This window comes from Pseudomonas sp. Snoq117.2 (assembly GCF_900110545.1).
GTDB lineage: Bacteria > Pseudomonadota > Gammaproteobacteria > Pseudomonadales > Pseudomonadaceae > Chryseomonas > Chryseomonas benzopyrenica.
Genome location: NZ_FOED01000021.1, coordinates 1 through 25677, shown reverse-complemented (window position 1 = coordinate 25677; position 25677 = coordinate 1). Strand labels below are relative to the sequence as shown.

27 protein-coding genes are annotated in these 25677 nt (G+C 61.1%); 16 read left to right on the top strand and 11 right to left on the bottom strand.

Annotation, left to right across the window (positions count from 1 at the left end):
• Window position 1 precedes the first annotated feature (1 nt).
• Entirely contained in the window at window positions 2–487 is a 486-nt protein-coding gene (locus BMZ43_RS24375; protein ID WP_093257425.1) for a hypothetical protein, read from the bottom strand.
• Window positions 487–1056 carry a lysozyme family protein gene (locus tag BMZ43_RS24370; protein ID WP_039976330.1) on the bottom strand — a complete coding sequence of 190 codons (570 nt, stop codon included), beginning with the start codon at window positions 1054–1056 and terminating at the stop codon, window positions 487–489. The genes BMZ43_RS24375 and BMZ43_RS24370 overlap by 1 nt, the downstream gene beginning before the upstream one ends.
• A gap of 413 nt (window positions 1057–1469) precedes the next feature.
• Here BMZ43_RS24370 and BMZ43_RS24365 point away from each other — a divergent pair, with 413 nt between their 5' ends.
• A complete protein-coding gene (locus BMZ43_RS24365) occupies window positions 1470–2168 on the top strand; it encodes an XRE family transcriptional regulator (protein ID WP_007162487.1) in 699 nt (232 codons plus the stop codon).
• A gap of 69 nt (window positions 2169–2237) precedes the next feature.
• On the opposite strand, the gene BMZ43_RS24360 is transcribed toward BMZ43_RS24365, so the two are convergent.
• Window positions 2238–2657: a hypothetical protein gene (locus BMZ43_RS24360; protein WP_007162488.1), complete on the bottom strand. Its 420-nt coding sequence runs from the start codon at window positions 2655–2657 to the stop codon at window positions 2238–2240.
• A 10-nt stretch (window positions 2658–2667) separates the two neighbouring features.
• Entirely contained in the window at window positions 2668–3678 is a 1011-nt protein-coding gene (locus tag BMZ43_RS24355) for a ParM/StbA family protein (RefSeq protein WP_007162489.1), read from the bottom strand.
• 1325 nt (window positions 3679–5003) lie between these two features.
• Between BMZ43_RS24355 and mobI the strand changes: the two genes are divergently transcribed.
• From mobI to BMZ43_RS24325, 6 genes are all read left to right on the top strand, one after another.
• Window positions 5004–5507 (top strand): conjugative transfer protein MobI(A/C), encoded by a 504-nt coding sequence (gene mobI / locus BMZ43_RS24350; protein WP_007162490.1) that lies wholly within the window; start codon window positions 5004–5006, stop codon window positions 5505–5507.
• A gap of 28 nt (window positions 5508–5535) precedes the next feature.
• A complete protein-coding gene (locus BMZ43_RS24345) occupies window positions 5536–5850 on the top strand; it encodes a hypothetical protein (RefSeq protein ID WP_007162491.1) in 315 nt (104 codons plus the stop codon).
• 736 nt (window positions 5851–6586) lie between these two features.
• The gene (locus tag BMZ43_RS24340; RefSeq protein ID WP_007162492.1) at window positions 6587–7051 is read left to right on the top strand and encodes a hypothetical protein; all 465 of its coding nucleotides are present in this window, start codon (window positions 6587–6589) and stop codon (window positions 7049–7051) included.
• Window positions 7044–7676, top strand: coding sequence for a translesion DNA synthesis-associated protein ImuA (imuA, locus tag BMZ43_RS24335; RefSeq protein ID WP_068383180.1), 633 nt, complete (start codon window positions 7044–7046; stop codon window positions 7674–7676). Before BMZ43_RS24340 ends, imuA begins: the two co-directional genes overlap by 8 nt.
• A 12-nt stretch (window positions 7677–7688) precedes the next feature.
• Window positions 7689–9104 carry a Y-family DNA polymerase gene (locus BMZ43_RS24330; RefSeq protein WP_068383178.1) on the top strand — a complete coding sequence of 472 codons (1416 nt, stop codon included), beginning with the start codon at window positions 7689–7691 and terminating at the stop codon, window positions 9102–9104.
• On the top strand, window positions 9101–12175 hold the full coding sequence (locus BMZ43_RS24325; protein WP_068383176.1) for an error-prone DNA polymerase: 3075 nt from the start codon (window positions 9101–9103) through the stop codon (window positions 12173–12175). Before BMZ43_RS24330 ends, BMZ43_RS24325 begins: the two co-directional genes overlap by 4 nt.
• Before the next feature lie 193 nt (window positions 12176–12368).
• Here BMZ43_RS24325 and BMZ43_RS24320 read toward each other — a convergent pair whose 3' ends face one another.
• The 3 genes from BMZ43_RS24320 to BMZ43_RS24310 form a co-directional block, all read right to left on the bottom strand.
• Complete coding sequence (locus BMZ43_RS24320; protein WP_093257422.1) at window positions 12369–12818, bottom strand: hypothetical protein; 450 nt, start codon at window positions 12816–12818, stop codon at window positions 12369–12371.
• Between the two features lie 126 nt (window positions 12819–12944).
• The gene (locus tag BMZ43_RS24315) at window positions 12945–13211 is read right to left on the bottom strand and encodes a hypothetical protein (protein WP_068383171.1); all 267 of its coding nucleotides are present in this window, start codon (window positions 13209–13211) and stop codon (window positions 12945–12947) included.
• A 171-nt stretch (window positions 13212–13382) separates the two neighbouring features.
• Window positions 13383–13865 carry a hypothetical protein gene (locus BMZ43_RS24310; RefSeq protein ID WP_068383169.1) on the bottom strand — a complete coding sequence of 161 codons (483 nt, stop codon included), beginning with the start codon at window positions 13863–13865 and terminating at the stop codon, window positions 13383–13385.
• Between the two features lie 125 nt (window positions 13866–13990).
• On the opposite strand from BMZ43_RS24310, the gene BMZ43_RS24305 reads away from it, so the two are divergent.
• Both BMZ43_RS24305 and BMZ43_RS24300 read left to right on the top strand, forming a co-directional pair.
• Window positions 13991–14626: a hypothetical protein gene (locus BMZ43_RS24305; RefSeq protein ID WP_068383167.1), complete on the top strand. Its 636-nt coding sequence runs from the start codon at window positions 13991–13993 to the stop codon at window positions 14624–14626.
• A 178-nt stretch (window positions 14627–14804) separates the two neighbouring features.
• The gene (locus tag BMZ43_RS24300) at window positions 14805–15527 is read left to right on the top strand and encodes a thermonuclease family protein (protein WP_093257419.1); all 723 of its coding nucleotides are present in this window, start codon (window positions 14805–14807) and stop codon (window positions 15525–15527) included.
• 7 nt (window positions 15528–15534) lie between these two features.
• Here BMZ43_RS24300 and BMZ43_RS24295 read toward each other — a convergent pair whose 3' ends face one another.
• Entirely contained in the window at window positions 15535–16086 is a 552-nt protein-coding gene (locus BMZ43_RS24295) for a hypothetical protein (RefSeq protein ID WP_007162501.1), read from the bottom strand.
• A gap of 11 nt (window positions 16087–16097) precedes the next feature.
• The gene (locus tag BMZ43_RS24290) at window positions 16098–16331 is read right to left on the bottom strand and encodes a hypothetical protein (RefSeq protein ID WP_093257416.1); all 234 of its coding nucleotides are present in this window, start codon (window positions 16329–16331) and stop codon (window positions 16098–16100) included.
• Window positions 16332–16707: 376 nt separating this feature from the next.
• Between BMZ43_RS24290 and BMZ43_RS24285 the strand changes: the two genes are divergently transcribed.
• The 6 genes from BMZ43_RS24285 to BMZ43_RS24260 all read left to right on the top strand — a co-directional run bounded on the left by BMZ43_RS24285 (window position 16708) and on the right by BMZ43_RS24260 (window position 21878).
• Entirely contained in the window at window positions 16708–18108 is a 1401-nt protein-coding gene (locus BMZ43_RS24285) for an ISNCY family transposase (protein ID WP_007162503.1), read from the top strand.
• Between the two features lie 367 nt (window positions 18109–18475).
• A complete protein-coding gene (locus BMZ43_RS24280; RefSeq protein WP_007162504.1) occupies window positions 18476–18826 on the top strand; it encodes a metalloregulator ArsR/SmtB family transcription factor in 351 nt (116 codons plus the stop codon).
• 19 nt (window positions 18827–18845) lie between these two features.
• Window positions 18846–20135, top strand: coding sequence for an arsenic transporter (locus tag BMZ43_RS24275; RefSeq protein WP_093257413.1), 1290 nt, complete (start codon window positions 18846–18848; stop codon window positions 20133–20135).
• Between the two features lie 10 nt (window positions 20136–20145).
• Window positions 20146–20616, top strand: coding sequence for an arsenate reductase ArsC (locus tag BMZ43_RS24270; RefSeq protein ID WP_007162506.1), 471 nt, complete (start codon window positions 20146–20148; stop codon window positions 20614–20616).
• A gap of 14 nt (window positions 20617–20630) precedes the next feature.
• Entirely contained in the window at window positions 20631–21350 is a 720-nt protein-coding gene (gene arsH, locus BMZ43_RS24265) for an arsenical resistance protein ArsH (protein ID WP_371913904.1), read from the top strand.
• Window positions 21351–21602: 252 nt separating this feature from the next.
• On the top strand, window positions 21603–21878 hold the full coding sequence (locus BMZ43_RS24260; RefSeq protein WP_080568406.1) for a helix-turn-helix domain-containing protein: 276 nt from the start codon (window positions 21603–21605) through the stop codon (window positions 21876–21878).
• A 265-nt stretch (window positions 21879–22143) separates the two neighbouring features.
• On the opposite strand, the gene cadR is transcribed toward BMZ43_RS24260, so the two are convergent.
• Complete coding sequence (cadR, locus tag BMZ43_RS24255; protein WP_007162508.1) at window positions 22144–22581, bottom strand: Cd(II)/Pb(II)-responsive transcriptional regulator; 438 nt, start codon at window positions 22579–22581, stop codon at window positions 22144–22146.
• Window positions 22582–22663: 82 nt separating this feature from the next.
• Here cadR and BMZ43_RS24250 point away from each other — a divergent pair, with 82 nt between their 5' ends.
• On the top strand, window positions 22664–25078 hold the full coding sequence (locus BMZ43_RS24250; protein WP_093257407.1) for a heavy metal translocating P-type ATPase: 2415 nt from the start codon (window positions 22664–22666) through the stop codon (window positions 25076–25078).
• 269 nt (window positions 25079–25347) lie between these two features.
• On the opposite strand, the gene BMZ43_RS24245 is transcribed toward BMZ43_RS24250, so the two are convergent.
• Window positions 25348–25677, bottom strand: a 330-nt coding sequence (locus tag BMZ43_RS24245; RefSeq protein ID WP_143075329.1) for an IS3 family transposase, incomplete at its 5' end; no start/stop codon positions are given.

Sequence of the window (25677 nt, the reverse complement as noted above, 5' to 3'; positions counted from 1 at the left end):
GTCAGGCGTGCAGGAGACGCATGAATCGGTGAAGGACAGGTTCTGGATAGGGCTCCACACGCTGCCGCAAATGGCCGTCGCGTACGACGAACTGAATGCGACCCAGCGCTGCGATCTGGCGACGCTGCGTCGGAGAGGCGGTGAGCAGCCAATCCGCGTCGCTATCCTTCAGGTTCCAGTAGATTTGCGTTTCCATCTTGCGGTCCGACAGGCCCTCGCGGATCTCACCGAGCACCCCTACGACCTGGACAACGCTCTTCGTATTTAGAAGGTGCCGCTCCGCGTTACCGTCCTCACGATGAAGTAGGACGGCTCGAAAGGCGGAAGCGGGCAGCTGGCTGAGCCTGCGAATGTCGCGGTCGGTAGCTGCTCTAAGCCAGGCGGTGTCTTCGGTGCTGATATCGAAGAAGCGGTGAAAAGCAGGGTCTTGTTCCCTGGCCCATTCACGCGCCATCTCCAGCAAGGTTTCGTCGGTCCCGCTGTTCATCACGCGTCTCCGTTGCTTTTCTTGAGAAGGATTAGCCGGCGCCAGACGCGCAGCACATCTTCGCCATAGGCTCGGGCAACGCTTGCTAACGCGGGATTTGGGGTGTGATAGCGACCAATGGCGAGCGCGATATCGCCCCCCTGCTGCTTGAGGAATTCACAGAACGTCGAGACGGCTACTCGGACATTGGTGTGCAGATCCAGCAGCTCGGAAGGATCGGACACACGATGCCCATTCCAACGCACGCTCACCTGCATGGCGCCGACTGCAATCATCTTTGTCCTGGAAAGAGCCTCCGTCAGAAGATGCTCGGCCTCAGCGCGGCTAGCCGGATGAAAGCCTTTTCCATCGATGTTGAGTGCGTAGGGATTAGGGGCAACCATCCGACCGGCATACTGCTTCGATTCGACCAGAGCCATGGCATAGAGCAGTTCCGGCGCAGGACGGCATTGCCCAATAGCCGGGCGATCCCAAACGGTTCCGTCCAGATCCAGCGCAAATGACGTTTTCATCGGCAACGCGAGGAGCAGAGCAGCACCCAGTTTCCTTACCGCGACCCAGTGACTCATGAACCTAACCGCCCGACGTACTTTGACCCTAAATGATGGTCACTATTTTCGGCTGTGGTTCACATTTCTTCAACGACACATTTGACAGATGGCGGCCTGCGAGAATGACCGGTACGCAAACGGCGACGGGCGGTATACAGTGTTAAGGAACTGTTAAGCTCATCACAGATCATCTAGCGCAATAAGCGAATTATGGCGCCTGATAGTTGACAGTCAGGCCGAGGAGGTAAGCGCCAAATACATAAAATTGACGCATTGATGACCGGTTTAAGGGTCAGATTTGGCACCAAGCCATCATAAGGAATGGTGTAAATAAAAAGGTCGTAAATGGTTGATACTTACGCCATCCAATCCATCCTTTCCGATCAAGACGACAATAAACCGGGAACCTCCATCAGTAGGAATGAACCACTATGCATTACACCCCCGATGCTATTTCGCACGAAGCGTTCGTACGGCGGGTCGAAGCGTTGCGCAAGGACCGCGGAATAAATGTTCCTAAGCTCGCGGCCTTACTGGGCGAGGCTGAATCCACCATCAAAAACATGCTGTACAAGAAGACGACTCCCAACCGGGATCGGCTCGTGGCCATGGCTACGGTGCTCGAAACCACGGTCGAGTACCTCGCTACGGGCTACGGGCCTGCGGACCATCATGATGGGTCTCCTGTCTCGCTCATTGTCCGTAGCCTTCACGAACTGGCGCAGGAGCAGGGTTTTTTCCCTGCAGATGAGAGCAGTCGCCCCATCAGCTCCCACCTCACCAGCCTCACGTTGCCCCTGCCGTATATCCAGCAATACGGACTATCCGCTCAGTACACCCGGGCGGCCCAGGTCGAAAATGACGTCATGGCACCGTTCGTTGAGCGTGGCATGACCATCTTGATCGACGTGGCCGACCGTAAACCGAGCGAGGGCCTATTCATCGTGGTGCACCACGGTTCAGCGCTAATTCGCAACGTTTCTCTGACCAACGCTGGCTTCATGCTCATGACGTCGCAAGAGATGCACACTGCTATTAAGCTGGATATTGGTCCTTCAGACCCCACCGATCCGCTGCAGCCCCGGCTGTTGGGGCGGGTAAAAGCGAAGTTTCGAATGGACCCTCTGTAACCCTGGGTTCCTGCACCTGATTTCGCCCCCGCCTTGCCGGTCCGCAGGGGCCACCTGTGCCCAGGCCCGCTATCCCGTCATCGCGGTGTTGAAACCTGGTCTTTTCCGAGCGAGCGGAACGGAGTTATTCGATTCGCCCTTCGTTTCTGCCTTATTGAGCACCTCCGACACTGGGATGCCGGCCACGGGAGCCGGGACCTCAGCCTCTATAGGCGCCCCTGATACCGGGGCGCTATTGATCGGGCGATCGTTCGAAAACTCTGGCTCATGGTCTTCGAGCAATTTTCCGGCCGGCTGCGGGACCGAGTTCGAGGCTGGCGGACGCCCAGCCGCTTGCTCGTACAGCAACCCGATCTGTGCCAAGTCCAGCAGCCGCTTTACACGTCGACGCTCGGGTAGGGCTGTGAGCTCCGCCAGCAACGCAGGCGCCGTCCCGGTTTTGAACTTGACGTTCAAGCGAAGCTTAAGCTCGTCATCGTGATCGCTCATAGCCTCTTCCTTATTGATGCTGCAGCCAGTAGCCAAACGCATTCGAGATAATAGGTCGGTCGGCAGTGATCACCTTGGAGAGGGGAAAGATCTCCTCTGCAGCTGCTTGGTAGAAGCCGCCGCCACCGCCCCCCATGAGTACGAAGTCGATCGCCTCGCCATCCAGGAAGCGCATCTGCTGCTTCATGTTGCTCAGGGCCTTGGGGACAACGGTCGCAACAGCCTGGTCGACGAAGGGTTTGAGTTCCACCTTGCTGCCGTACAGCTGGATGTAGGGCTTGCCACGCTGCAGCGCAATTTCGATCTTGTCTCGGCCAGGTCCAGGGCCGCCAAATTCACGGGCGATAGCTTGGTTGATCGCTTCGAGGAGCGCGCTCATGGCCTCCATCGAGGAGTCACTGGAGTCCCGAACGATATCCCCGCGACGGAACACCACCCAGTCGACCGAAAAGAAGCCCGGATCAAGGACCAGGATGACGCCCTCATCCAAGTCGTCAGTGGCCTCGTAGGTGCTGTAGATGTAGTTCAGCGTTCCGACCGGCTGAGGCAGTACCGATACCTTGTGAACCTGGATTTCGCGCTGGGGGGCGACCTGGTGGGTACCGGTCAGCTGCGCCGTGAGCCGCTCGACGAGCTGGGGCTGGCGCATCTGGCTGACAGGTAAGCCCGTGATGAGGTGATCGATCTCGTTGCGCCCCTCGCCACATGCCTCACTGATCGATGCATTGAAGAGCGCACGATAGGCCTTGGAAGCCGGGTAGTCGGCGTGCAGCTCGCGCGTTACGCCGGCCCGGCCGGCACTTAGAAACGCTGCCCAGGGCTCACCATCCAACTGCACGTAGTGTTCACCTTCCTTGAGCGTCGCATTGCCGTTCAGGGAGTGGAGCGGCGCGGCTTGGGCGGGGCGAATGGATTGGGTGGGGTCTGCCGCGTCAGCGTAGCCGTCAACACGTTTGACGTTGGAGTAGCCGATGTCGAGGCCTACTACGAAGGCAGGCGTGGTGTGATTCTTTCGGGTCATAGGTCTCTCGAATAGCGTCGCTGATGAGAGCACGGCTCAGGCGTCCTGCAGAACGCTTAAGCCGTGCTGAGTTATCCAGGAGCGATGTCACCTGACCCTCAGGCGTCCCTGGGGACGCCTCGGTCTTCACCTTCACCGCCATAGCTGAGGCTAGGCGTCCTCCAGGACGCCTAGCAGTGCGGTGGATTGAGAAATCTGATCGTCAGGCGTCCCTGGGGACGCCTCGGTCTTTACCTCAACCGCCACAGCTGAGGCTAGGCGTCCTCCAGGACGCCTAGCAGCGCGGAACAAGCTGGCGCACATCACCCGAGGCGTCCTCCAGGACGCCTCAGATACAGCGTGCCACCGCCGGCCACTCGAACAGCCTCAGATTCCCCCCTTCAGCAGGGTGGGATTGCGCGCTATGACCTCGAATGCACTGGCTTAATCAGTAATCGGCGGGGCGGCTGTGGCCAGCGCCTGTCGCTCCCAGGGGCGACTCAAAAAGCCCATTACTAATCACCATCTAAACGGGTTTGTTGAAACGCCCTTCCCGTAATGCAAATAAAGGCGTTTTGCTGAAATTATGGCTGAAACGCGCTTACACAAGTCGTTTTCTTATAGTTAATGACAATCTAAACGGGTTTGTTGGTGAGGCAAAAAAGCAGGCATGGCAATGGTACATCTCTTAGTACTATTGACAATCTAAACGGGTTTGTTGGTATGGCAAGAAACTAGAAGATCATTCGCAAGATTGTGCTAGAACGCTTGAAATGGAGGTTAGCGAGGTGGCTGAAGCCAGAAAACAGGCCCTCCCGGGCAATCAAAAAAGCCTATTACTAATGACAATCTAAACGGGTTTATTGCAACGCCAGCAACCTAATGCCAATAAAGGCGTTTTGCTGAAATTTTGGCTGAAACGCGCCTGCACCAGGCGTTTTCTTATAGTTAATGACAATCTAAACGGGTTTGTTGGTAAGGAAAAAAGCAGGCATGGCAATGATCAATTTCTTAGTACTACTGACAATCTAAACGGGTTTGTTGGTATAGCAAGGAACTGGAAGAGCACGCGCAAGATTGTGCTGGGGCCCTGAAAAGGAGGGCTGGAACCTCCAGCAGCGGCTTGCGAATGGCGCCGAGAACACAATAGATATTGACCATACGGACGTTTAGGTTGTGATCCGAGATACAGACAGCTGTTGCTCGGCCTATCCGATTATTAGTAATGACAATCTAAACGGGTTTGTGGTCAGCGGCTAAAAATGGACTGCTAGTCGTCTTGGAAAAGGGGCTGCAGGACTAATGACAATCTCAACGGCATTATTGCTAGTAGATAGGTGATAACAATGTACGACTTAGCTACCCCCCGACCTGATGGGCAGCGGATTCACGACAATTTCCAGCAGGCGATCGGGGCTATGGAGGACATCCGTCAGACCGTGAAAGCTGAAGCGCTTCGGCTGCGCGATGAATACTTCGCTGCCGCCAAGCAGCGCTCGGGGGGCAAGATCATCTATCGCCTCATCGACGTACGGGATAACGGCAAGGGAGCGATATCGATCGTCTGGTGCAAGGTCTACTTCTACGACGGACCTGGTGATAGCAAAAAGCAAGGTCGCCTACCGATAGCCAAAGGTCAGGGCTCGGTGTATGCGCCAGGGCCTGTCACCCGCGGTATGGATCACTGGTTCGTTGAGCTCTTCCAGCTCTATGAACCGCAGCTCGCGGTACTTCGAGACCAGATGCTGTATGCCGCGAAGATTCGCAAGCTGTTGGTTCAGCAACAGCGCAAGGCGCAGTCGAGCATGCCGGGGTCGCCCCTTGCGTTTCCGGAAACGGGGGTAGCGTAGGGGCATCAACAGCGGAGAACGTCCCCCTATGCATCGCCCACCTGAAATGGACCACCCCATCATCGTCGACGCGGTCGATCTCGATCTCTGGGCTGACCTGTACAAGGACAGCCAGGCGCCCGTCACGCTATCCGAATTTCTGCAGCAGCCTTATCTCTACCTGAAGCAGGATGGCTTGCCGGTTTCCTCGGAGGCGACCCAAGAGGCCTATCCGGTAACTCTGCCGGTACGGAAAGAGGTCGCGCGGCAGATCCAGGACGAGTGGGCCTGTCAGCAGCAGGCCCAGCAAAGCCGGCAGCAGGCACGGCGCCACCTGACGTTAATTACCTGCACGCCCGGCTAACGCGGGCCGTCCGGCTGGCAAACTGGAAAGGGGCCGGCAGCTTGCTGCCGGTAGCAGGCGCTGATCGATGCTGCGGAGGTTTCAAGGTGCTGCGTTTGGACGCAAGTTTGATCGGGCGCCCTGACCCGGTAGGAACTGCGCCATAGGCAACTCGCCGTGAATGCCATGCTTTCCTCGACAGTGTTGAGGGACAGTTCGGTGGCGATACGATCCGGTGGTGCACGTACGGCGGTAGGTGCTGCATTTGTGGGCACAGCCTTCGGCATCGTTTGCGAAGGATCCCGGTGGGTCCATGCGGCGCAGCAGGGCCTCCTGCCGGCTGATCTCTTTGCACCGTTCGAGTCGCATCCAGTGATTGTCTTGGCGATGACGGCGTTATCTGTCAGTACGCTTCTGCCCGGGTGTGTGCTCATTGGACGTCAGGCCAACTGAGGGCCTCCTGGCCGTCCGCCTGGTATCCCGGCGGCTACCGTGACGCCTTGTCGGTATCCGCCTCACACTCATGAGCCTGTGTAAGATTCTTACACCCACTTCCTGTGGACGCCGCCCTGCCGTCCGTCGCTGTCAAGCTTGCTGGATCGTTCCTCCCTGATTACTGTCTATTTATACAGTACACACAAAGGAGGCTATCCCATGTCCATTTCTCCCCGTATCCCTCGTCCCTGTCACCGCTGTCCCGATCGCTCTGTGGAGTACCAGAAGGTCATGGCTTCAGGGATTGAGCAGGTGGGCCGCTATGGACATGCTTGGTGATGAGCAGGACAGCTTCGAACAGCAGCAGTCCCTGTTCCGCCCCACGGAGCTGATGTACTGCCGCAACCTCGTGGATCTGCTGACCGAGGAGCTCAACCAGGTACGTCAGTGCCTGGGTCAAGCCCAGCGTGCTAATAGGGTCCTGGTCGCCGAGCGCGACAACCTCGTTGCAGAACGTGACGCCTTCAAAGCCGAGGTACAGCGCCACCGACTGCGCTACGTCCAGTTCGTACAGGAAGAGAACCAACGCCACGTGCCACGGGGTGACCGGCTCATTCCGGACGACCGCGACGATCCCCTCTCGCGTGCCCAGCGTCATATCCTGCGGCTGGAGTCGATGAACTCCGTCCTGCATGCAGATCTGTTCAAACTGCGTGCGCAGCTGCAGGTCATGCTCACCGAGCGCGGCAGCTCGCCGTCGGCGCCGACGGGGGTGCAGCATGGATAACGCGGCCACCAATGTCGTTGCGCTCGACTCCCTGCTCGACAGTCGCCGTGTGTGGCGCGGGCAAAGTCCGCATGTGGACGACGCCAGCACGCAGCCAACCGGACACTCGGCGCTCGATGCCCAACTGCCGCTCGGCGGGTGGCCTGATGCAGCACTCACCGAAATCTTGAGCGCCCGACCGGGCCAGGGTGAGCTGACGCTGGTGTGGCCGACGCTGGCGCGCCTCACTGCCGCCGGCGAACGCGTGGTGCTGATCGCCCCTCCCTACCTGCTCTACCCACATGCGTGGCTGCAGGCCGGCGTCGACCTTGGCCGGCTGAGCGTCATCCAGGTGCAGGGCAAGGACGTGCTGTGGGCGGCAGAGCAGTGCCTGCGCTCTGGTAGCTGCGGCGCAGTACTCTGCTGGCCAAGCCGGGCGGACGATCGCGCGCTGCGCCGGCTGCAGGTGGCTGCAGAGACCGGGCAGACCCTGGCATTCGCATTCCGCCACCAGCGTGAGGCGGTCAACGCTTCCCCAGCGGCGCTGCGCCTGGTGCTCGAGGGTTCACCTCAGCAGTTGCGAGTGCTCAAGTGCCGCGGCGGCAATCCCCCTGCCGCCGCGCTTGCGCATCGGGTCTGGCATTGAGGGACGACTGCCATGAAATGGGCCTGCATCTTTTTCCCGCAGTTCGCGCTGGACGGTGTGCTGCGCAATTGTCCTGACCCGGACGAACCCCTGGTACTGCTCCACGGGCCAATACAACGCCGGATCATAAAGGCGGCGAACCCGGCGGCGTTGGCGCTCGGGCTCCGGCCGGAGATGACCTATACCGCGGCTCAAGCGATCTGCCCGCAGTTTGCGACGGTGGAGTACGACGAAGCAGCGCTGAGGCGCCAGCACGAGCTCCTCGCCGCCTGGGCCTATGGCTTCAGCTCGCAGGTGAGCCTGCACTTCGCCGACGCCCTGGTGCTGGAGGTGCAGTCGAGCCTGCCGCTCTTCGGGCCCTGGCCAAGATTTGAAGCGAGGCTGCGCCAGGAGCTCACGGCGCTGGGCTTCGGCCACCGGATCACCCTGGCACCCAACCCAGTCGCCGCCCGGGTGTTGGCCAACGCCGGCGACACCCTGGCGGTTCGGGACGATGCAGGCCTTGCCAGCGCTATGCGCACGCTGCCGGTGGCGCTTCTGGGCTTCGAGCCGGTGATCGTCCAGGCCTTGAGCCGCATGGGGCTTCGGCAGCTCAGCCAGGTGCTGGCGCTGCCCCGGGCCCAGCTCGCCCGGCGCTTCCCCCTGAGTCTGCTCAATCACCTCGATCAGATGCTGGGCAGCAAGGTCCTGCCCCTGGAGTTTTTTCTGCCCCCGACCACCTTCAGGCTGCGGATCGAACTCAACTTCGAAGTCGAGTCGACCCAGGCCCTGCTGTTCCCGCTGCGTCGCCTGACCTCGGACCTGGCCACCTACCTGGCCGGCCGGGACATGGGCGCCCAGCGCTTCACCCTGCGGCTGGAGCATAGGGAGGCGCCGACCACGGAGGTGGTGGTTGGCTTACTCGCCCCGGAGCGTGACCCTGCGCTGCTGTTCGAATTTGCCCGGGGGCGCCTGGAGCCCACCCAGGTGGTGGAGCCGGTACTCGCGATCGGCCTGGTCGCTGACGAACTGCCCTCGTTCGTCCCTCAGCACCGCGGCCTCTTCGATGAGCGCCCGCAACAGACGGTGAGCTGGGAGCAGCTGCGCGAGCGGCTGCGTTCTCGCCTTGGCGACGACGCGGTCTATGCGGTGGGCGCGCAGGGCGATCACCGGCCGGAGCGGGCCTGGCGGCGCGACACGCCTTCGCTGGCGCTCCAGGCATTGGGACCAAATCGACGGCCTGGCTGGCTGCTACCGGCGCCGGAGCCCCTGGATGTCGACCAGTCACGGGTCCTGAGCGGGCCTGAGCGTATCGAGAGCGGTTGGTGGGACGGCGAGGATGCCCGTCGGGACTACTACGTGCTCGAGCTCGCCGACGGGCGTACGGCCTGGGCCTTCCAGTCTCCGGCGGAAGGGTCAGGCTGGTGGGTGCAGGGGTGGTTCGCGTGACACCCGGCTATGCGGAGCTGCACTGCCTGTCGAACTTCAGCTTCCAGCGCGGTGCTTCCAGCGTCGATCAGCTATTCGAGCGTGCCAGGGTCATGGGCTATGAGGCGTTGGCCATCACCGACGAGTGCACTCTCGCCGGCATAGTGCGCGCCTGGCAGGCATCGGAGAAGCATGGCGTCCGGCTGATCGTGGGCGCGGAGTTCCAGGTCGCCCAGGGCCCCAAGCTCGTGCTGCTGGTGGAAGACCTGCGGGGCTACCAGCAGCTGTGCCGGCTGATCACCCTGGCCCGTCGGCGCGCGGACAAGGGCAGCTACCGGCTGCTGCGCGAGGACCTCGACCAGGTCGCTGGCCTTGTCGCGCTCTGGGTACCGGATCGGCACGCAGAGGCGGAGTCGGTGCGCTGGTTGCTGCAGGTTTTCCCCGGCCGGCTGTGGATTGCCGCCGAGCTCCACTTCGATCAAGACGACCAGGTACGGCTGCAGCAGCTGCAGGGGCTGGGTGCGGCCTTGGGCGTAGGGCTGGTGGCTACCGGTGACGTGCACATGCACTGCCGCGGGCGCCGGGCCCTGCAGGACACGATCACCGCCATCCGTCATCACGTCCAGGTGGCGGAAGCCGGCCAGCTGCTCTTCCCGAATGGCGAGCGCCACCTACGGACCCGTGAGGCCTTGGCGCGGTGCTATCCGCCCGAGCTGCTGGAGGAGACCCTACGTATTGCAGAGCGCTGCACCTTCAGCCTGGCGGAGCTCCGTTACCAATACCCTAGTGAGGTGGTACCGGAAGGACACACCGCCACCAGCTGGTTGCGTGTTCTCACCGAGGAGGGTTGCGCCTGGCGCTGGCCCGAAGGCCTATCGGCTCGACTACGTGCCCAGATCGAAAAGGAGCTGCAGCTGATCGCCGACAAGGCATATGAGAGTTACTTCCTGACGGTGCACGACATCGTCCGCTTCGCCCGGCAGCAGGGGATCCTTTGCCAGGGGCGCGGCTCGGCCGCCAACTCTGCAGTCTGTTTCGCCCTGGGCATCACCGAGCTGGATCCGACCCGGATCAACCTACTGTTCGAGCGCTTCATCAGCCACGAGCGCGATGAGCCACCAGACATCGACGTCGACTTCGAGCATGACCGCCGGGAAGAGGTCATCCAGTACATCTTCCGCCGCTATGGGCGCCAGCGCGCCGCCCTCACCGCGGTGGTATCCACCTACCACGCTGCGGGTGCCGTCCGCGACGTGGCCAAGGCCCTCGGCCTACCCCCAGACCAGATCACCGCGCTGGCGGACTGCTGCGGCCGTTGGACCGACAATCTGCCGCCGCCGGAGCGCCTCCGCGAGTCTGGCTTCGATCCTGATAGCCCCCTCCTTCACCGGATCCTGGTGCTCACCGGCGAGCTAATCGGTTTCCCGCGGCACCTGTCTCAGCACCCGGGCGGTTTCGTCATCGCCGACCAGACGCTGGATACCCTGGTGCCGGTCGAGAACGCGGCCATGGAAGGACGCACCGTCATCCAGTGGGACAAGGACGATCTCGATGCGATGGGCCTGCTCAAGGTCGACATCCTCGCCCTGGGCATGCTCAGCGCCCTGCGCCGGTGCTTCGACCTGGTGAGGGGCTACCGGGGTAAGGAGCTGACCCTGGCTACCGTGCCTCAAGAGGACAAGCCGACCTACGCGATGATTAGCCGGGCCGATACGCTCGGGGTGTTCCAGATCGAGTCACGTGCCCAGATGGCTATGCTGCCGCGGCTGAAGCCACAGACCTTTTACGACCTGGTGATCGAGGTGGCCATCGTCCGCCCGGGCCCCATCCAGGGTGGCATGGTCCACCCGTACCTGCGCCGGCGGACCGGTCAGGAGGAGATCAGCTACCCGCCGAAACTCGAGCGCGTCTTCGGCCGGACCCTGGGTGTGCCCCTGTTCCAGGAACAGGTGATGGAGCTCGCCATCTTGGCCGCCGACTACACCCCTGGCGAGGCCGATCAGCTGCGCCGCAGCATGGCGGCGTGGAAGCGCCATGGCGGGCTGGAGCCGCACCGGGAGCGACTCACCTCGCGCATGCTCATTAACGGCTACACGGCCGAGTACGCCGCGGACATTTTCCGGCAGATCGAGGGGTTCGGCAGCTACGGCTTTCCCGAATCCCATGCGGCCAGCTTCGCCCTGCTGACCTACGCCAGCTGCTGGCTCAAATGTCACGAACCGGCCGCCTTCGCCGCGGCGCTGATCAACTCCTACCCCATGGGCTTCTACAGCCCCGACCAGATCCTGCAGGACGCCCGGCGCCATCGGTTGCAGACCCTGCCGGTAGACGTGACCTGCAGCGACTGGGATTGCAGTCTCGAGCCAGTCGCCGATAGCTCGCAGCCGGCTATCCGGATGGGATTGCGAATGGTGCGAGGCCTGGCCGAGAAAGCCGGGCGCGCCGTTGAGCAGGCCCGCCGGCACCGGCCATTCCGCGATGTTACCGATCTGTGCCTACGTGCAGGCCTTGATGCTAAGGCCCGGGAGTGCCTGGCGGATGCGGGAGCCTTGAAGGGCCTCGCAGGGCACCGATTCCAGGCGCGCTGGGCCATGGCCGCGATCGAGCCGCAGCTGCCCCTATTCGCCGAGGGCGCTGTGGTTGAGGAGGAGATCCAGGAGCTGGTTGCGCCAACCGTGGGTGAGGACCTCTATTCGGACTATGCCTCCCTAGGCACCACCCTGGGGCCGCACCCTCTCACCCTGCTGCGGCCGGAGCTGTCGGCCCGGCGGCTGATGAGCTCGCAGGAGCTGAAGGAGCGGCGCCACGGCCAGCCGGCCCGGGTCGCTGGCCTAGTAGTCGGCCGACAGCGGCCGGGTACCGCCAGCGGCGTGACCTTCGTGACACTGGAGGATGAGTTTGGGATGGTGAACGTGGTGGTGTGGCGCACCCTGGCGGAGCGCCAGCGGCGGGAGCTGGTGGCGTCACAGCTGCTGCGAGTGGATGGAACGGTAGAGACGCGCGATGGCGTGCTGCACATTGTGGCCGGCCGCTTGGAGGACATCAGCGAGCTGCTGCAGGGTCTCGATACGCGAAGCCGGGATTTTCATTGACCGCATCTTCGAGAGGGCAGCTCTCGAATTGGCTGAATGCGCGAGTGACGTGGAGCCATAGGCGATGCTTCAAGATCGGAAGTATACCGCCTGGGATACTTCCGCTATACCGACTGGCGCGGGGTGTCTCCAGGGCATGCGAATCTTGCTTGCCCTAGTGGACTGCCAGACGTGAAGCCTTGCTACTGAAGGCCTATAGGGTCTCGCCCGACCATCGCCATTCACGTGGCGCTTCCGCCTCCCCGTAGTTAGCGGCGAGCACGTCTGCGAGGTGAGACGGGGTGCAGGGCGTGTCGTACGTTGGCGCAGCCATCCAGCGCTCCAAGGCGCCCTGTAGCTCAGCAAATTCATCGGCGCCGATGCCGTCGGAATCCTCAGGCCGGAAGATGTTGCCGTCGACGGCGGTTGGGCTGAGGTCTGCGGACAGGAACATCGCCAAAGCACCATCCACCGGCGCGACGAACAGGGACTCGCTGTCGACTTTGGCAATGGTGCCGGCCGGCGCCGCAGCGAGGATCGGCGCCACCTGGTTCCAAACCACAAGCAGCTGCTGGAAGGCCGGGTCTTCGGCTCTGGAGTAATAGCGGTGGACGCACAGCTTTAGCGGCAGAGCCGGAGTCGAGGAGGTGTTGGGGGTCTGCATGGGGAAGCTCCGTCAGCATCGTTGAGTGATGCTGAACGACGTCCCATAGGTCTTCAGATACGCAAGCCGCGATGGGCTCAGCAGCTGGCGCACCGGGGTAGCCTGATTCGCCTACTGCGACCGCTTTCAGATCCCGTCGAATCCCGCGATCCCGGATCTGAAGGGCTTCCACTCTTCCTCCGGCGCGCCGAGCTTGCAGATAGCCACGGTGACCTTCTGGCCAATGGCCGGGTCCGGCGGTTTGACGGCGAGGTGGCGGTAGGGGGTGTAGTCGGGCACCCACATACTGGAGCTCTGGCTCCGGTGGTATTCCCAGATACCGTACCCGTTGACGGTACTCACCGCGCGCTCCAGGTTGATTACTCGACCACTTTCAAGATGGATCACCAGCATTGCGCACGCCTCACGAATTGAGGCGTGATGATACCGCGCGGTGCAGGGATGGCCGGCAGCAGGTCGTCAGGTGACGTAGGGTACGACTACAGATTACGGCTCGCCGGGCGTTGGTGTACCGCACCGCCCGGCGCTGGCCGGAATCTGTAACGCAGCAGGCGTGGCAGACGACTACAGATTCTGGCCGGCGGGACAGGCGTAGGAAATGAACTCGCCGCCTACCCACTCCTTACCCATCTCGCCCGGTACCAGCGGGATGCCCAGCGTCGCGAAAACCGGCCGAGCACCGACACATTCCTGGACGTACAGGACGGTGTACGCATAGCCCTTGGCGTCCGCGATCTCCGCCAGCTCATTGATGGACACGAACTGGTCAGACTGGAACGAGTAGTCGAGGCAGGAACAGCCATGGCCATCGATCTTTCGCGGCCGGGCGTCTGGGTCAGCAAAGCGTTTGAAGGCGGTGGCCAAGGTGTTGTCCCGGGCGACCCTGTCCTTGAAGTCGAGGTAGCACAGGAGCGAACAATGCCCGTACCAGAGCGCCTTGATCTGGAAGCCCTGGCGCCAGTTGACCCAGCCTACCTGGCTGGTGATCTGCGGGCTCCACTTCGGAAGTTGTTCCACCGCGGCTTTGAGCTGTTCAACCGGTACCATACTCGCGTCTCCATCAGGTGATGGCCTACCCTCTCACCGATCCGGAAAACGCAAGGCCTGCCGTGGTTCGGCTGGTGCCATGCCGCTAGACTGGCTGGCTGGTGCTGCAGATGCTGTGAGTTGCGATGAAGATCTGGACGGATGAGATGATTGCCTTGCTGGGCACAGAGAGCGATACCGCCCTGGGCGACCGCTGGGGTATGTCGCGCATGACCGTGGCGCGCAAGCGGCAGACGCTGGCCATCGCGCCCTACGACCTGAAGCAGGGCGGCTTCCAGCGCGAGACGCTGTTCCGGTGGAGCCCGGAGAACCTCGCCCTCCTTGGACAGGAACCCGATGCGACCGTCGCCAGGCGGCTCGGCATCAGCCGGCGCGCGGTCTACCTGATGCGCCTGCGCCAGGGCCTGGCCCCGGCGAAGCGGGCGCCGCGGGTGTACAGTCTGCCCCCGGCGGCCGTGCCGCTCTTGGGCAAGTTGCGAGACGCCGAGCTCGCTCACCGGTTCGGGATTCCTGACGACCTGGTGTACCGCGAACGCAAACGGCGCGACATTCCAAAGCTGCAGGACGAAAAGCCGCTGAGCGAGGCGCTACTGGCGGAGCTGGGCACCGATAGCGATCGAGCGGTCGGCCTGAGGCACGGGGTCCACTACAGCAAGGTGAGACAGCTGCGCTTGAAGCGCCAGATCCCCGCGTATAAGCGCCCCAACCGCAAAAAGATGGCCGCCGGCGGTACCGCCACTGACGGTGGCCACCGCCGCTAGCCCGCCGCCGCTTATAGCCACCTTTCGCTCCTCTGTCCGCTTCTGCCCCGCATAGACCCTGCCAGTCATCCGCACCGCCGCTACACTCCCGCGTCGGCGTCGCTGGCAGTACGGAAACGCGGCAGCGCCCGCCCGGTGATACCGGACCTCCCCTCTTAAAACGGATCTGAGACCTCATATGCTTCGGCAGCTAGCAGTAGCCCTTGCGTTAACCCTCCCTACACTCTCCTTCGCCGAAACGATCGACTGCCGCGTGGTGGGCGTGCACGACGGCGACACCCTGACGTGCCTCACCACCGCCAAGCAACAGATCAAGGTCCGGCTTGCGGAAATCGACACCCCGGAGAGCAAACAGCCCTACGGCAACCGCGCCCAGCAATCCTTGGCAGCCATGGTCTTTTCGAAGGCTGTCCGCCTGGACGTCCAGGACACTGACCGATACGGCCGGCGGGTGGCCCGCGTGTACCAGGGCAATACGGACGTGAATGCCGAGCAGGTGCGCCAGGGTGCCGCGTGGGTCTATCGCCAATACCTGAAGGATCGATCGCTGCTGGACCGGGAAGCACAGGCCAAGGCGCAGAAGCGTGGCCTGTGGGCGCTACCGGAGGCGGAGCGGGTACCGCCGTGGGAGTGGCGCCACGCCGCGCGTGATCAGCGTCAAGACGCGCAAGCTGGAGAGGGCGAGCCGCCGGCGGCAGTACCGCCGAAGCGACCCACGTCCTTTTCTCAATTTGGCGGATCGGAGGGCGCCATCGCCGCGGGATCCTTCAGCTGCACACCGCTAAAGGCCTGCAGGCAGATGGCGAGCTGTGCGGAGGCGAAGTATCAGCTGCAGCACTGTGGCAACAGCCGGATCGATGGCGACCACGACGGTGTGCCGTGCGAAGCCATCTGCCGGTAGTTGGTGACTAGCGGGCCCGGATCGGGCCTTCGCCCGGATGCTTCGCGGTATGGGCCGCGATCAGTTGGTCGAGGAGGGCGACGACGTCCGGACGGCTGAGCAGCTCACGCCCCACGACCGCTGCCGGCTTGAACACGCGGCCGGCCTTGCGGGTGTTCCAGTCACCGATCATCACGTGGATGCCCTGCACCTGGCCTACCGGGGGAAGCATGCCCCAGGTCTTGGTGTGGCTGGCATAGTTCAGCAGGGCGCCCGCGAGCTCTTCGTGCAGCGCCAGGCGCGCCGCGTGATCCTTGGCCGCCTCGTAGTTGGTCAAGGCGTATTGCAGCACGTCCCACGCTTGGATGCCCTTGGGCAATGGCAGCCCACCACGCTGACACGCGGCGCGGTAGCCCTCGACCGAGAGCTGTGTGACCAACCGGGCGCCGTGCTCCGGATTCACCGAATAGATCCAGACCGGCACCGTGTTGGTGGGGTTGCCCTGCACCACCGCGTTCCAGTCCGCCTGCTGGGTGGCCGCCTCGAAGCGCTTTCTCTCTGCTTTCTTGATGTCGTCCATTACCAGGCCCCCTACTCGTCCAATCCAGTATCGCCGGCGCCTTTCCACAGCCGCTCAGCGACCTGGCGGATCAGCACGAGATCGTCCTGTTTGCTTGCCGAGTCGGGTAGATGACCGATGAACGCCAGCTGCGCGATTTCGCGGCAGAAGTCCGGCCGCGAATAACCGGACGCGAGCAGGCCCTGGTAGACCGTTTCGCCAAGCAGCCGCTCGGCTGCAGCGTCGAAGTGTTTCTGGGTAGCCATGTTCCGAATGCCTCGAGAGTTGTGAGAGATCCGTTGCACGCTATCGAGAATTTGAAAAATGCAACTCGGTACCGGCTGCGGCTCGATGCAAGCCGCGCAGGCGCCGGTTGCCACTCCTGGCAGCACAAGTTGGGTTCGCCCTCGGCCAATCCCTGGGGTCTAGCCATCCAGTATCGGGGGTTGTGGCATCCAGGGCCCCCAAAAAAGGCCGCCGGGGCGGCCTCATGTGTAGGGCCTGATTTCACGTAACGGCTACTTATCGGAAGTCGGCGGTGTTACGGCCAAATAGTAATGTCGCGATCCAGCCAGATAGAAATGTCCCGATCACGTATGGCAGCTAGCCTAGCGGCTTTGCAGCCGATGCGGAGCGATCAGGATGTCAGCCTACGAGCGGATCACGATGAGCCTACGCGAAGTCGATCGCCTCAAGGTCATCCAGGCGGTGACCGAGGGTTTCCTTACGCCCACACGCGCTGCCCAGCGCCTGCAGCTGACAACACGGCAGGTTCACCGCCTGGTGCAGCGTTACCGGGACACCGGCGTATCAGGGCTGATCTCTAGAAAGCGCGGCCAGCCCAGCAATCACCAGTTGCGTCCCGGCCTTGAGCGGCGCGCCGTCACCCTGATCCGCACGCATTACCAGGATTTCGGTCCCACGCTTGCTGCCGAGAAACTGGCCGAGTGCCACGGCTTGCGTCTAGCCAAGGAAACGGTTCGGCGCATCATGATGGATGCCGGCTTGTGGACGCCGCGTCGGGCACGACCGCCTAAGGTGTACCAGCCACGTAATCGCCGAGCTTGCCTCGGCGAGCTGATCCAGATTGATGGCAGCGATCATCGCTGGTTCGAGGATCGTGCGCCGGCGTGCACCCTCTTGGTCTACATCGACGACGCCACCAGTCGCCTGATGCACCTGGCGTTCACCCGTAGCGAATCGACCTTCAGCTACTTCCAGGCCACCCGTGCCTATCTGGAACACCATGGCAAGCCTGTCGCCCTCTACAGCGACAAGGCCAGCGTGTTCCGGGTCAATAGCAAGGATGCCCAGGGCGGTGCTGGTCACACGCATTTCGCTCGGGCCATGTTCGAGCTGAACATCGATACTTTCTGCGCCAACTCCAGCCAGGCCAAGGGGCGCGTCGAGCGTGCCCATCTCACCCTGCAGGATCGCCTGGTCAAGGAGCTGCGACTACGAAATCTCAGCACTGTCGAGGCGGCGAACGCCTATCTGCCGTTGTTCATGGCTGATTACAACCGGCGCTTCGCCAAACCGGCCCGCTCTGATTTCGATGCCCACCGCGCAGTACGTGACGACGAGGACCTGACTCTAGTCTTGACGTGGCGAGAGCCGCGTCGAGTGTCGAAAAGCCTAACGCTGCAATACGACAAGCGCCTCTATGTTCTGCACGATACGCCGCAAACCCGAGCATTGGCTGGCCGCTACGTAGAGATCTATCACTACCCGGACGGCCGGATCGAGGTGCGATCGGAAGGCGCTGCCTTGCCTTACGGCATTCTCGATCAGCTGCCTGAGGTCAACCAAGGCGCTATCGTCGAGAACAAACGGCTGGGGCACGTCTTGCAAGTGGCGCAACTGATGCAAGAGCAGCGCGACAATCGGCGCTCTCATTCGGTACCTGGCAATCCAAGGCCTACTAAAGCCCAACGCTCAGAGCCGGCGAAGAAAAAAGCAAAAGAGTTGATGCCAGAGGACCTCCTAGCTGCTCTTCACAAAAGCCCACTACCAAAGCGTAACCGTCATGCGTCAGTCGATTAGCGCTGAGGGCCTGGCCGCCCTGGTTGCAGCCGGGGCCGCTTGGGATGTGCGTGCTAGTCCAGGCCCTGAAGGGCACGGATGGCAGCTACAGGTGCGCTACAGCAAAGAAAGCCGACATTTTCCTCTCCGCTCCCGGCGCGAATTGGTGAGGGTGTTTCGGTCATTGAATGCGCTCAACCGGTACGCGCAAAGTGTTGGAATACGCAGGTATAGGGTGGAGAACTAGGGGACTCGGCTGCCAACCCAGGGAGCGACCGGGGAGACCTGCCTTTGCATTCGCGGTCACTTCGGCCGGATAAGCACCTTCCAAAGGCTCGAATACATCTGTAAATTCGAATATTCGAAATCACAGATATAAAGGCTGCCCATGTACCTTCAGCCGCACACCTTTTTCAAATGCCTCGGTGACGAAACCCGAGCCCGGATCATGCTCATGCTCGCCGCTGAGGGCGAGCTATGCGTTTGCGAATTGATTTGGGCGCTCGACGATAGCCAGCCGAAGGTCTCTCGCCACCTGGCTCAACTCCGCGTCTGCGGTTTGCTGGAGGATCGCCGTCAAGGTCAGTGGATCTATTACCGCATTCATCCCGAGCTGCCTCAATGGGCAATGGAAGTGCTCCAGGCAACGCTCGAGGCGAACCGCTCTTGGCTTGGCGAAGATCAGGGCCGCCTTGCTTCGATGGAAGGTCGTCCGGTACGCCGGGTTTCCTGTTGCTAAGTGACTTCGGAGACCTGACATGCTGTTGGCAATTTCAATTTTTCTCATCACGCTGGTGCTGGTGATCTGGCAACCTCGCGGGCTTGGCGTGGGCTGGAGCGCGTCGGCTGGAGCGATACTCGCCTTGCTGACGGGTGTGGTTATGCTCAGCGACATTCCATTGGTCTGGCACATCGTGTGGAACGCCACCGCGACGTTCATCGCGGTCATCATCATCAGCCTTCTGCTGGATGAGGCGGGCTTTTTCGAGTGGGCTGCACTTCACGTGGCTCGCTGGGGCCAGGGCAGCGGTGCGCGCCTGTTTGTGCTCATGGTGCTCCTCGGGGCAGCCGTCTCAGCGCTATTTGCCAACGATGGCGCAGCCTTGATTCTGACCCCCATCGTCATCGCGATGCTGACTGCGCTGCGCTTCAGTCCGGCAGCAACCCTGGCTTTCGTTATGGCCGCTGGGTTCATTGCCGACACGGCCAGCCTGCCCCTGGTTGTCTCAAACCTGGTGAACATCGTCTCCGCGGATTTCTTCGACATAGGGTTCGCTCGATACGCCTCGATCATGTGGCCGGTGAATCTGGTAAGCGTAGTGGCGACCCTGGGGATGCTCTGGTGGTTCTATCGAAAAGAGGTGCCACCTTCGTATTCACCGGAGGTGCTACGCCGACCAGAGCAGGCGATCAGGGATCGCCCTACGTTTATTGCTGGCTGGTGGGGGCTGTTGCTCCTACTGGTCGGCTTGTTCGCTCTTGAGCCGCTTGGCATTCCTATCAGCGCTGTTGCCGCCGCCTGTGCGTTAGTGCTGCTGATCATTGCAACGAAGGGTCATGTGATCTCGACACGTAAGGTGTTGCTAAATGCGCCCTGGCAGGTCGTGCTGTTCTCACTTGGCATGTACCTAGTGATCTATGGGTTGAAAAATGCCGGGCTGACGGAGGGGCTCAGCTCGTTGCTTGCCACCTTTGCCGATCATGGCCTGTGGGCTGCCACGTTGGGCACCGGCTTCACCGCTGCGCTGCTGTCCTCTGTCATGAACAACATGCCCAGCGTGCTGATCGGCGCTTTGTCGATCCAGGGCAGTGGCGTGACCGGACTGGTGCATGAAGCCATGGTGTACGCCAACGTCATTGGCTGCGACCTGGGCCCGAAGATCACGCCTATTGGCAGTCTGGCAACGCTGCTGTGGTTGCATGTCTTGGCTCAGAAAAACATCCGCATTACCTGGGGTTACTACTTCAAGGTTGGCTGTGTCCTCACCTTTCCCATTCTGCTCACGACGCTGGCAGCCCTTGCCGTGCGTTTGAGCATCACTGCTTAGGAGTCACCTTATGAAGATCCTGTTCATGTGTACGGCCAATAGCTGCCGCAGCGTTCTTTCCGAAGGGTTGTTCAACCAGATGGCGCCGGCCGGCTTTACGGCTATCAGTTCGGGAAGCTTCCCGAGTGGCAAACTCAATCCACGAGCGGTAAGCACTTTGCAAGGCTTGGGCATCGACACGTCGGGCCTGTACAGCAAGGGATCTGAGGTGTTCGCCGACACTCCCCCCGATATCGTCATCACCGTATGTGACAAGGCTGGCGGTGAACCTTGCCCGGTGTATTTTGGCCCAGCCATTAAGAGCCACTGGGGACTATCTGACCCCTCCGATGTAGAAGGCAGCGATGAGGCTATCCAGGCCGCTTTCGACGCAACTGTTGAGCACATCAAAAGGCGATTCGCAGCATTCTTCGCGCTGGATCTAGTAGCGCTTCAGGGCGCGGAGCTGAAGCAGGCGCTGGATCGGATCGGAGCACTGTGATGAGCGATTTAGAGATGGAATCTGCCGAGACCTTGCCGGCCCTCGATTTGTCGCTGCTGGATCTGCCCAGCACAAACAGGTTGGGGCTTTCAGACACCTCTGATACCAAGCCACGAATCCTTCTACTCTATGGGTCGAACAGGGAGCGTTCATTCAGCCGCCTGCTGACGCAAGAGGCCGCACGTCTGCTCCAGCTCATGGGCGCCGAGACCGTGATCTTTGATCCATTCGGGCTACCACTCCCCGATGACGCACCGGTCGACCACCCCAAGGTGCAAGAGCTGCGCGACCTGGTGCTCTGGTCAGAGGGGCAGGTGTGGTGTTCGCCGGAACGTCACGGCGCCATGTCTGCGGTACTCAAGGCGCAAATCGACTGGATTCCCCTGACCCTGGGCGCCGTACGGCCCACGCAGGGCAAGACACTCGCCGTCATGCAGGTTTCCGGTGGCTCTCAGTCGTTCAACACGGTGAACCAGATGCGGATTCTCGGGCGGTGGATGCGCATGCTGACCATCCCGAATCAGTCGTCTGTGCCGAAGGCTTATCTAGAGTTCGACGACGCGGACCGAATGAAGCCTTCCGCGTATTACGACCGTGTGGTCGATGTGATGGAGGAATTGGTGAAGTTTACTTTGCTGGTTCGTGGCCGTGAGGATTACCTCGTTGATCGCTACTCGGAGCGAAAAGAAAGCGCGGACGCTTTATCGGCCAGGGTCAATCAGCGCTCTATCTAGCCCCGAGCGAATGGAATGATCGCTGGGCGCTAACCAAGCTAGCCCAGCGCAACGGCAGAAACTGAGTCCAGGTCTGTTCGACTGACCTCTTGTTTTGACATTTCTACTTGGCCGGCGCAACGACATCTGTACTGAGCCTTGAAACGGCGTGTTACGGCCAAGTAGTAATGTCGCGATCCAGCCAAATAGAAATGTCCCGATCACCTGTGGTCGCTAGCCTACCGGCTTTGCTAGCGATACGGAGCGATCAGGATGTCAGCCCACGAGCGGATCACGATGAGCCTACGCGAAGTAGATCGTCTCAAGGTCATCCAGGCGGTGACCGAGGGTTTTATCACGCCTACCCGCGCTGCCCAGCGGCTGCAGCTGACAACACGGCAGGTTCACTGCCTTGTGCAGCGTTACCGGGACACCGGCGTATCAGGGCTGATCTCCAGAACGCGCGGCCAGCCCAGCAATCACCAGTTGCGTCCCAAAGCGCAACCGTCATGCGTCAGTCGATTAGCGCTGAGGGCCTGGCCGCCCTAGTTGCAGCCGGGGCCGCTTGGGATGTGCGTGCTACTCCAGGCCCTGAGGGGCATGGATGGCAGCTACAGGTACGCTACAGCAAAGAAAGCCGACATTTTCCTCTCCGCTCCCGGCGCGAATTGGTGAGAGTGTTTCGGTCGCTCGACGCGCTCAATAGGTATGCACAGAGCGTTGGGATACGGGGCTTCAGAGTAGAAAGCTGAAATGGGTGCTCATGCTGCTGCTCAGTGTCTCCCTGCAGAGTTCGGATATATCCAATGTGGGCTCAAGGCTCACTAGTCCTAATAGGCCCTGGGGTATGGAAAGAACAATCCGCTAGCCCTTGCAGAATACCGCAGGACTCGATGGGGCGCGCTCCACCGCACCTTTCACGTAAGGCAGTCATGTGCTGCTTTAGCTGCAGTAATGCCACGATCCGCGCCTCCACCTGCTGGAGATGGGAATCCAGCAGCGCGTTGACCTCGCTACAGTCCTGCCTTGGGTTTTCGCGCAGGCCCTGCAGGGCACGAATCTCGGCATGCGTCATGTCCAGCGTGCGGCAGTGCAGAACGAACTGCAATTGCTCAAGGTGTGCCTTGCTGTACAACCGGTAATTCCCGGCGCTACGTGCTGGCTCCGACAACAGCCCTTCCTTCTCGAAGTAGCGGATGGTCACAACTTCGCATCCTGTGAGCCGGGCTAGCTCCCCAATCCTCATGTCCACTTCGGCCGCCTTGAGTGCTTGACTCTATAGTAACTATAGGGATTGTAATGCTCCCCATTCAACGGTGAAAGTGGGGGCTGACATGAGCGATTGCGGATCAAAGGGGTGCGGTTGCAGCTCGGCTGCGTCAGGCCCTCTTCTTACGCCCGAACCGACGGCCAGCGCCCTGGCCGAGGCTAGGGAAGCTCACTACCTTATTCAGAATATGGACTGCCCCACAGAGGAAGCGCTCATTCGGCGCAAGCTGGGGGGCTTGTCCGGCGTTGTCGGCTTGGAATTCAACCTGATGAAGCGCACGCTGATCGTACGGCACAACCTGCCTTCGCTGACCCCATTGGAAGAAGCCTTGTCAGCGGTCGGTATGCAGGCGGTGCGTCAGGGAGACGACCCGAGCACGCAGATTACCCGTCTTGGCATAGCCCAGATGGATTGCCCTACCGAAGAGACCCTGATTCGGAAAAAGCTCACCCTTCTTCCTGGTGTAGTTGATCTGGACTTCAATCTGATGCAGCGCACATTGACTGTGCGTCATACCGCCAGCGCGCTAGCCAAGGTACTCGATGCGATCCAGTCGCTAGGCTTCGAAGCTCAGGAGCTGGACACCCAGAATTATCGCACTCCACCATCAAGGGCCTATAGCGACTCGACGCCGTGGCTGCCGCTCGGCTTCTCTCTTGCTGCTGCAATAGCCGCTGAGGGCATGTACTGGTATCTAGGTGGCAATCATTGGTCGGTCCTGGTACTGGCGTTGATTGCCATCTCCCTGGGTGGGTTGTCCACTTACAAAAAGGGCTGGATAGCGCTTAAGAACCGCAATCTCAACATGAACGCCCTAATGTCGATTGCCGTCACCGGGGCCATGTTGATCGGCCATTGGCCGGAAGCGGCGATGGTGATGGTGTTATTCGCCCTCGCCGAGGTCATTGAGGCCAAATCGCTGGATCGTGCCCGCAATGCCATCCGGGACCTACTCGATCTAGCCCCCGAACAAGCCACGGTGCAGCAGCCTGACGGTACTTGGCTCGATGTGGAGGCCAAGCAGGTCGCTATCGGTAGCCGGGTGCGGGTGCGGCCGGGCGAGCGCATCGCGCTCGATGGTGTGCTGCTAGAGGGCGGCTCCACCGTGAGCCAAGCGCCGATCACTGGGGAAAGCCTTCCCGTTGAAAAGGCCCCCGGCGATCCGGTCTATGCCGGCACTATCAACGAGTCTGGATCCTTCGAATATCGCGTCACGGCGGTGGCCGGCAACTCCACCTTGGCACGCATCATCCAAATGGTGGAAGAGGCGCAAGGCAGCCGCGCTCCAACCCAGCGCTTCGTCGATCAATTCGCCCGCTGGTATACGCCTGCCGTTTTCGTGCTAGCAATTGCCGTGGCGGTACTACCTCCCCTGCTTCTGGGCGCAGCTTGGATGGATTGGCTCTATCGGGCCCTGATTCTGCTGGTGGTGGCCTGCCCCTGCGCCTTGGTCATTTCCACTCCGGTCACCATCGTCAGCGGACTGGCTGCCGCAGCACGCCAAGGCATCCTCATCAAGGGTGGCGTTTATCTGGAGGATGGTCGCAAGCTGCGGTGGCTAGCCTTGGACAAGACCGGCACGCTCACCCACGGCAAACCCGAGCAGACCGACGCTATCTCCTTGAACAGCGCCTTGACCGATAGCAGTCGCAGCATTGCAGCGAGTCTCGCTAGCCGCTCTGACCATCCGGTATCCAAAGCCATCGCGAAAGCCGCCGTTGGCGACGGTGTGGTGCTGCGAGAGGTCGGGGAGTTTGCCGCGCTGCCTGGCCAGGGCGTACGCGGTGTGATCGATGGACAGACCTATCATCTTGGAAACCATCGAACGGTCGACGAATTGAGGGGGTGCTCCTCGGACCTGAAACAGCGCATCACGGCGCTCGAAAGCGAGGGCAAGACCGTGGTGATGCTGGTAGGGGCTGACGATGTACTGGCGATCTTCGCTGTCGCCGACACCATCAAGGACAGCAGCCGCAATGCGATAGCCGAGCTGCATGCGCTGGGTATCCAGACCGTGATCCTGACGGGCGATAATCCACATACCGCCCAAGCGATTGCTGCTCAGGCCGGAATAGATCGCGCCCAAGGTAACCTGCTACCGGCCGACAAGCTGCGCGAAGTCGAACAGCTTGCCCAGTCCAGTAAGGTCGGCATGGTAGGAGACGGTATCAACGATGCCCCGGCATTGGCACGCGCCGACATTGGCTTTGCGATGGGGGCTGCGGGCACCGACACGGCCATCGAGACAGCAGACGTGGCCCTCATGGACGATGATCTGCGCAAGATTCCAACCTTTGTGAAGCTCTCTCGCGCCACCGCTCAGGTGCTCTTGCAAAACATCGTGCTTGCACTTGGCCTAAAAGCCGCTTTTTTGCTGCTGACCTTCACTGGGCAAGCAACCATGTGGATGGCCGTATTCGCCGATATGGGAGCCAGCCTCTTGGTAGTGGGCAACGGGCTAAGGTTGCTGCGCCAATAAGCTGGCATTCCTCGTTGATGACCGGGAGGGTTTGAAAGGTGTCCCACGGCAAATCCTCGCGCCAATCACAACTGCAGTTACTGGGTTACCCAGCCTTCGGGCAGGCCGTAAGGTCTGCTTCAGCACCTCGATCGTTTCGGGCGAGATAAGCAGCTTCATGGGCAGGGGTATGTGTACATTCGTATATGCGTAAAAACGAATAAACAGGTTGCCCGAGTATCCTCGCGCTGCTTGCTGCATTGGAAGACGTTTGAATCGCCCCTGCTTTCCTAGACACTCTCCAAGCTCAGGAAATAGCGTTTCTCATACTCTACTGGAGACAGCTGCATAGCACTGCTGTGTCGACGCTTAGGGTTATAGAACATCTCGATGTAATCGAAAATATCACTTCGGGCTTCGTCACGCGTTGCGTAGATCTTTCGTCGGATTCGCTCCCGCTTCAAAAGCTGGAAAAAGCTCTCCGCTACGGCATTGTCGTGGCAGTTTCCCCGTCGGCTCATGCTGCTGATCACATTATTGGCCTTCAGGAAGCTTTGCCAATCTGAGCTACTGAACTGACTGCCTTGGTCTGAGTGAATCATCACTTGCTGCTGTGGCTT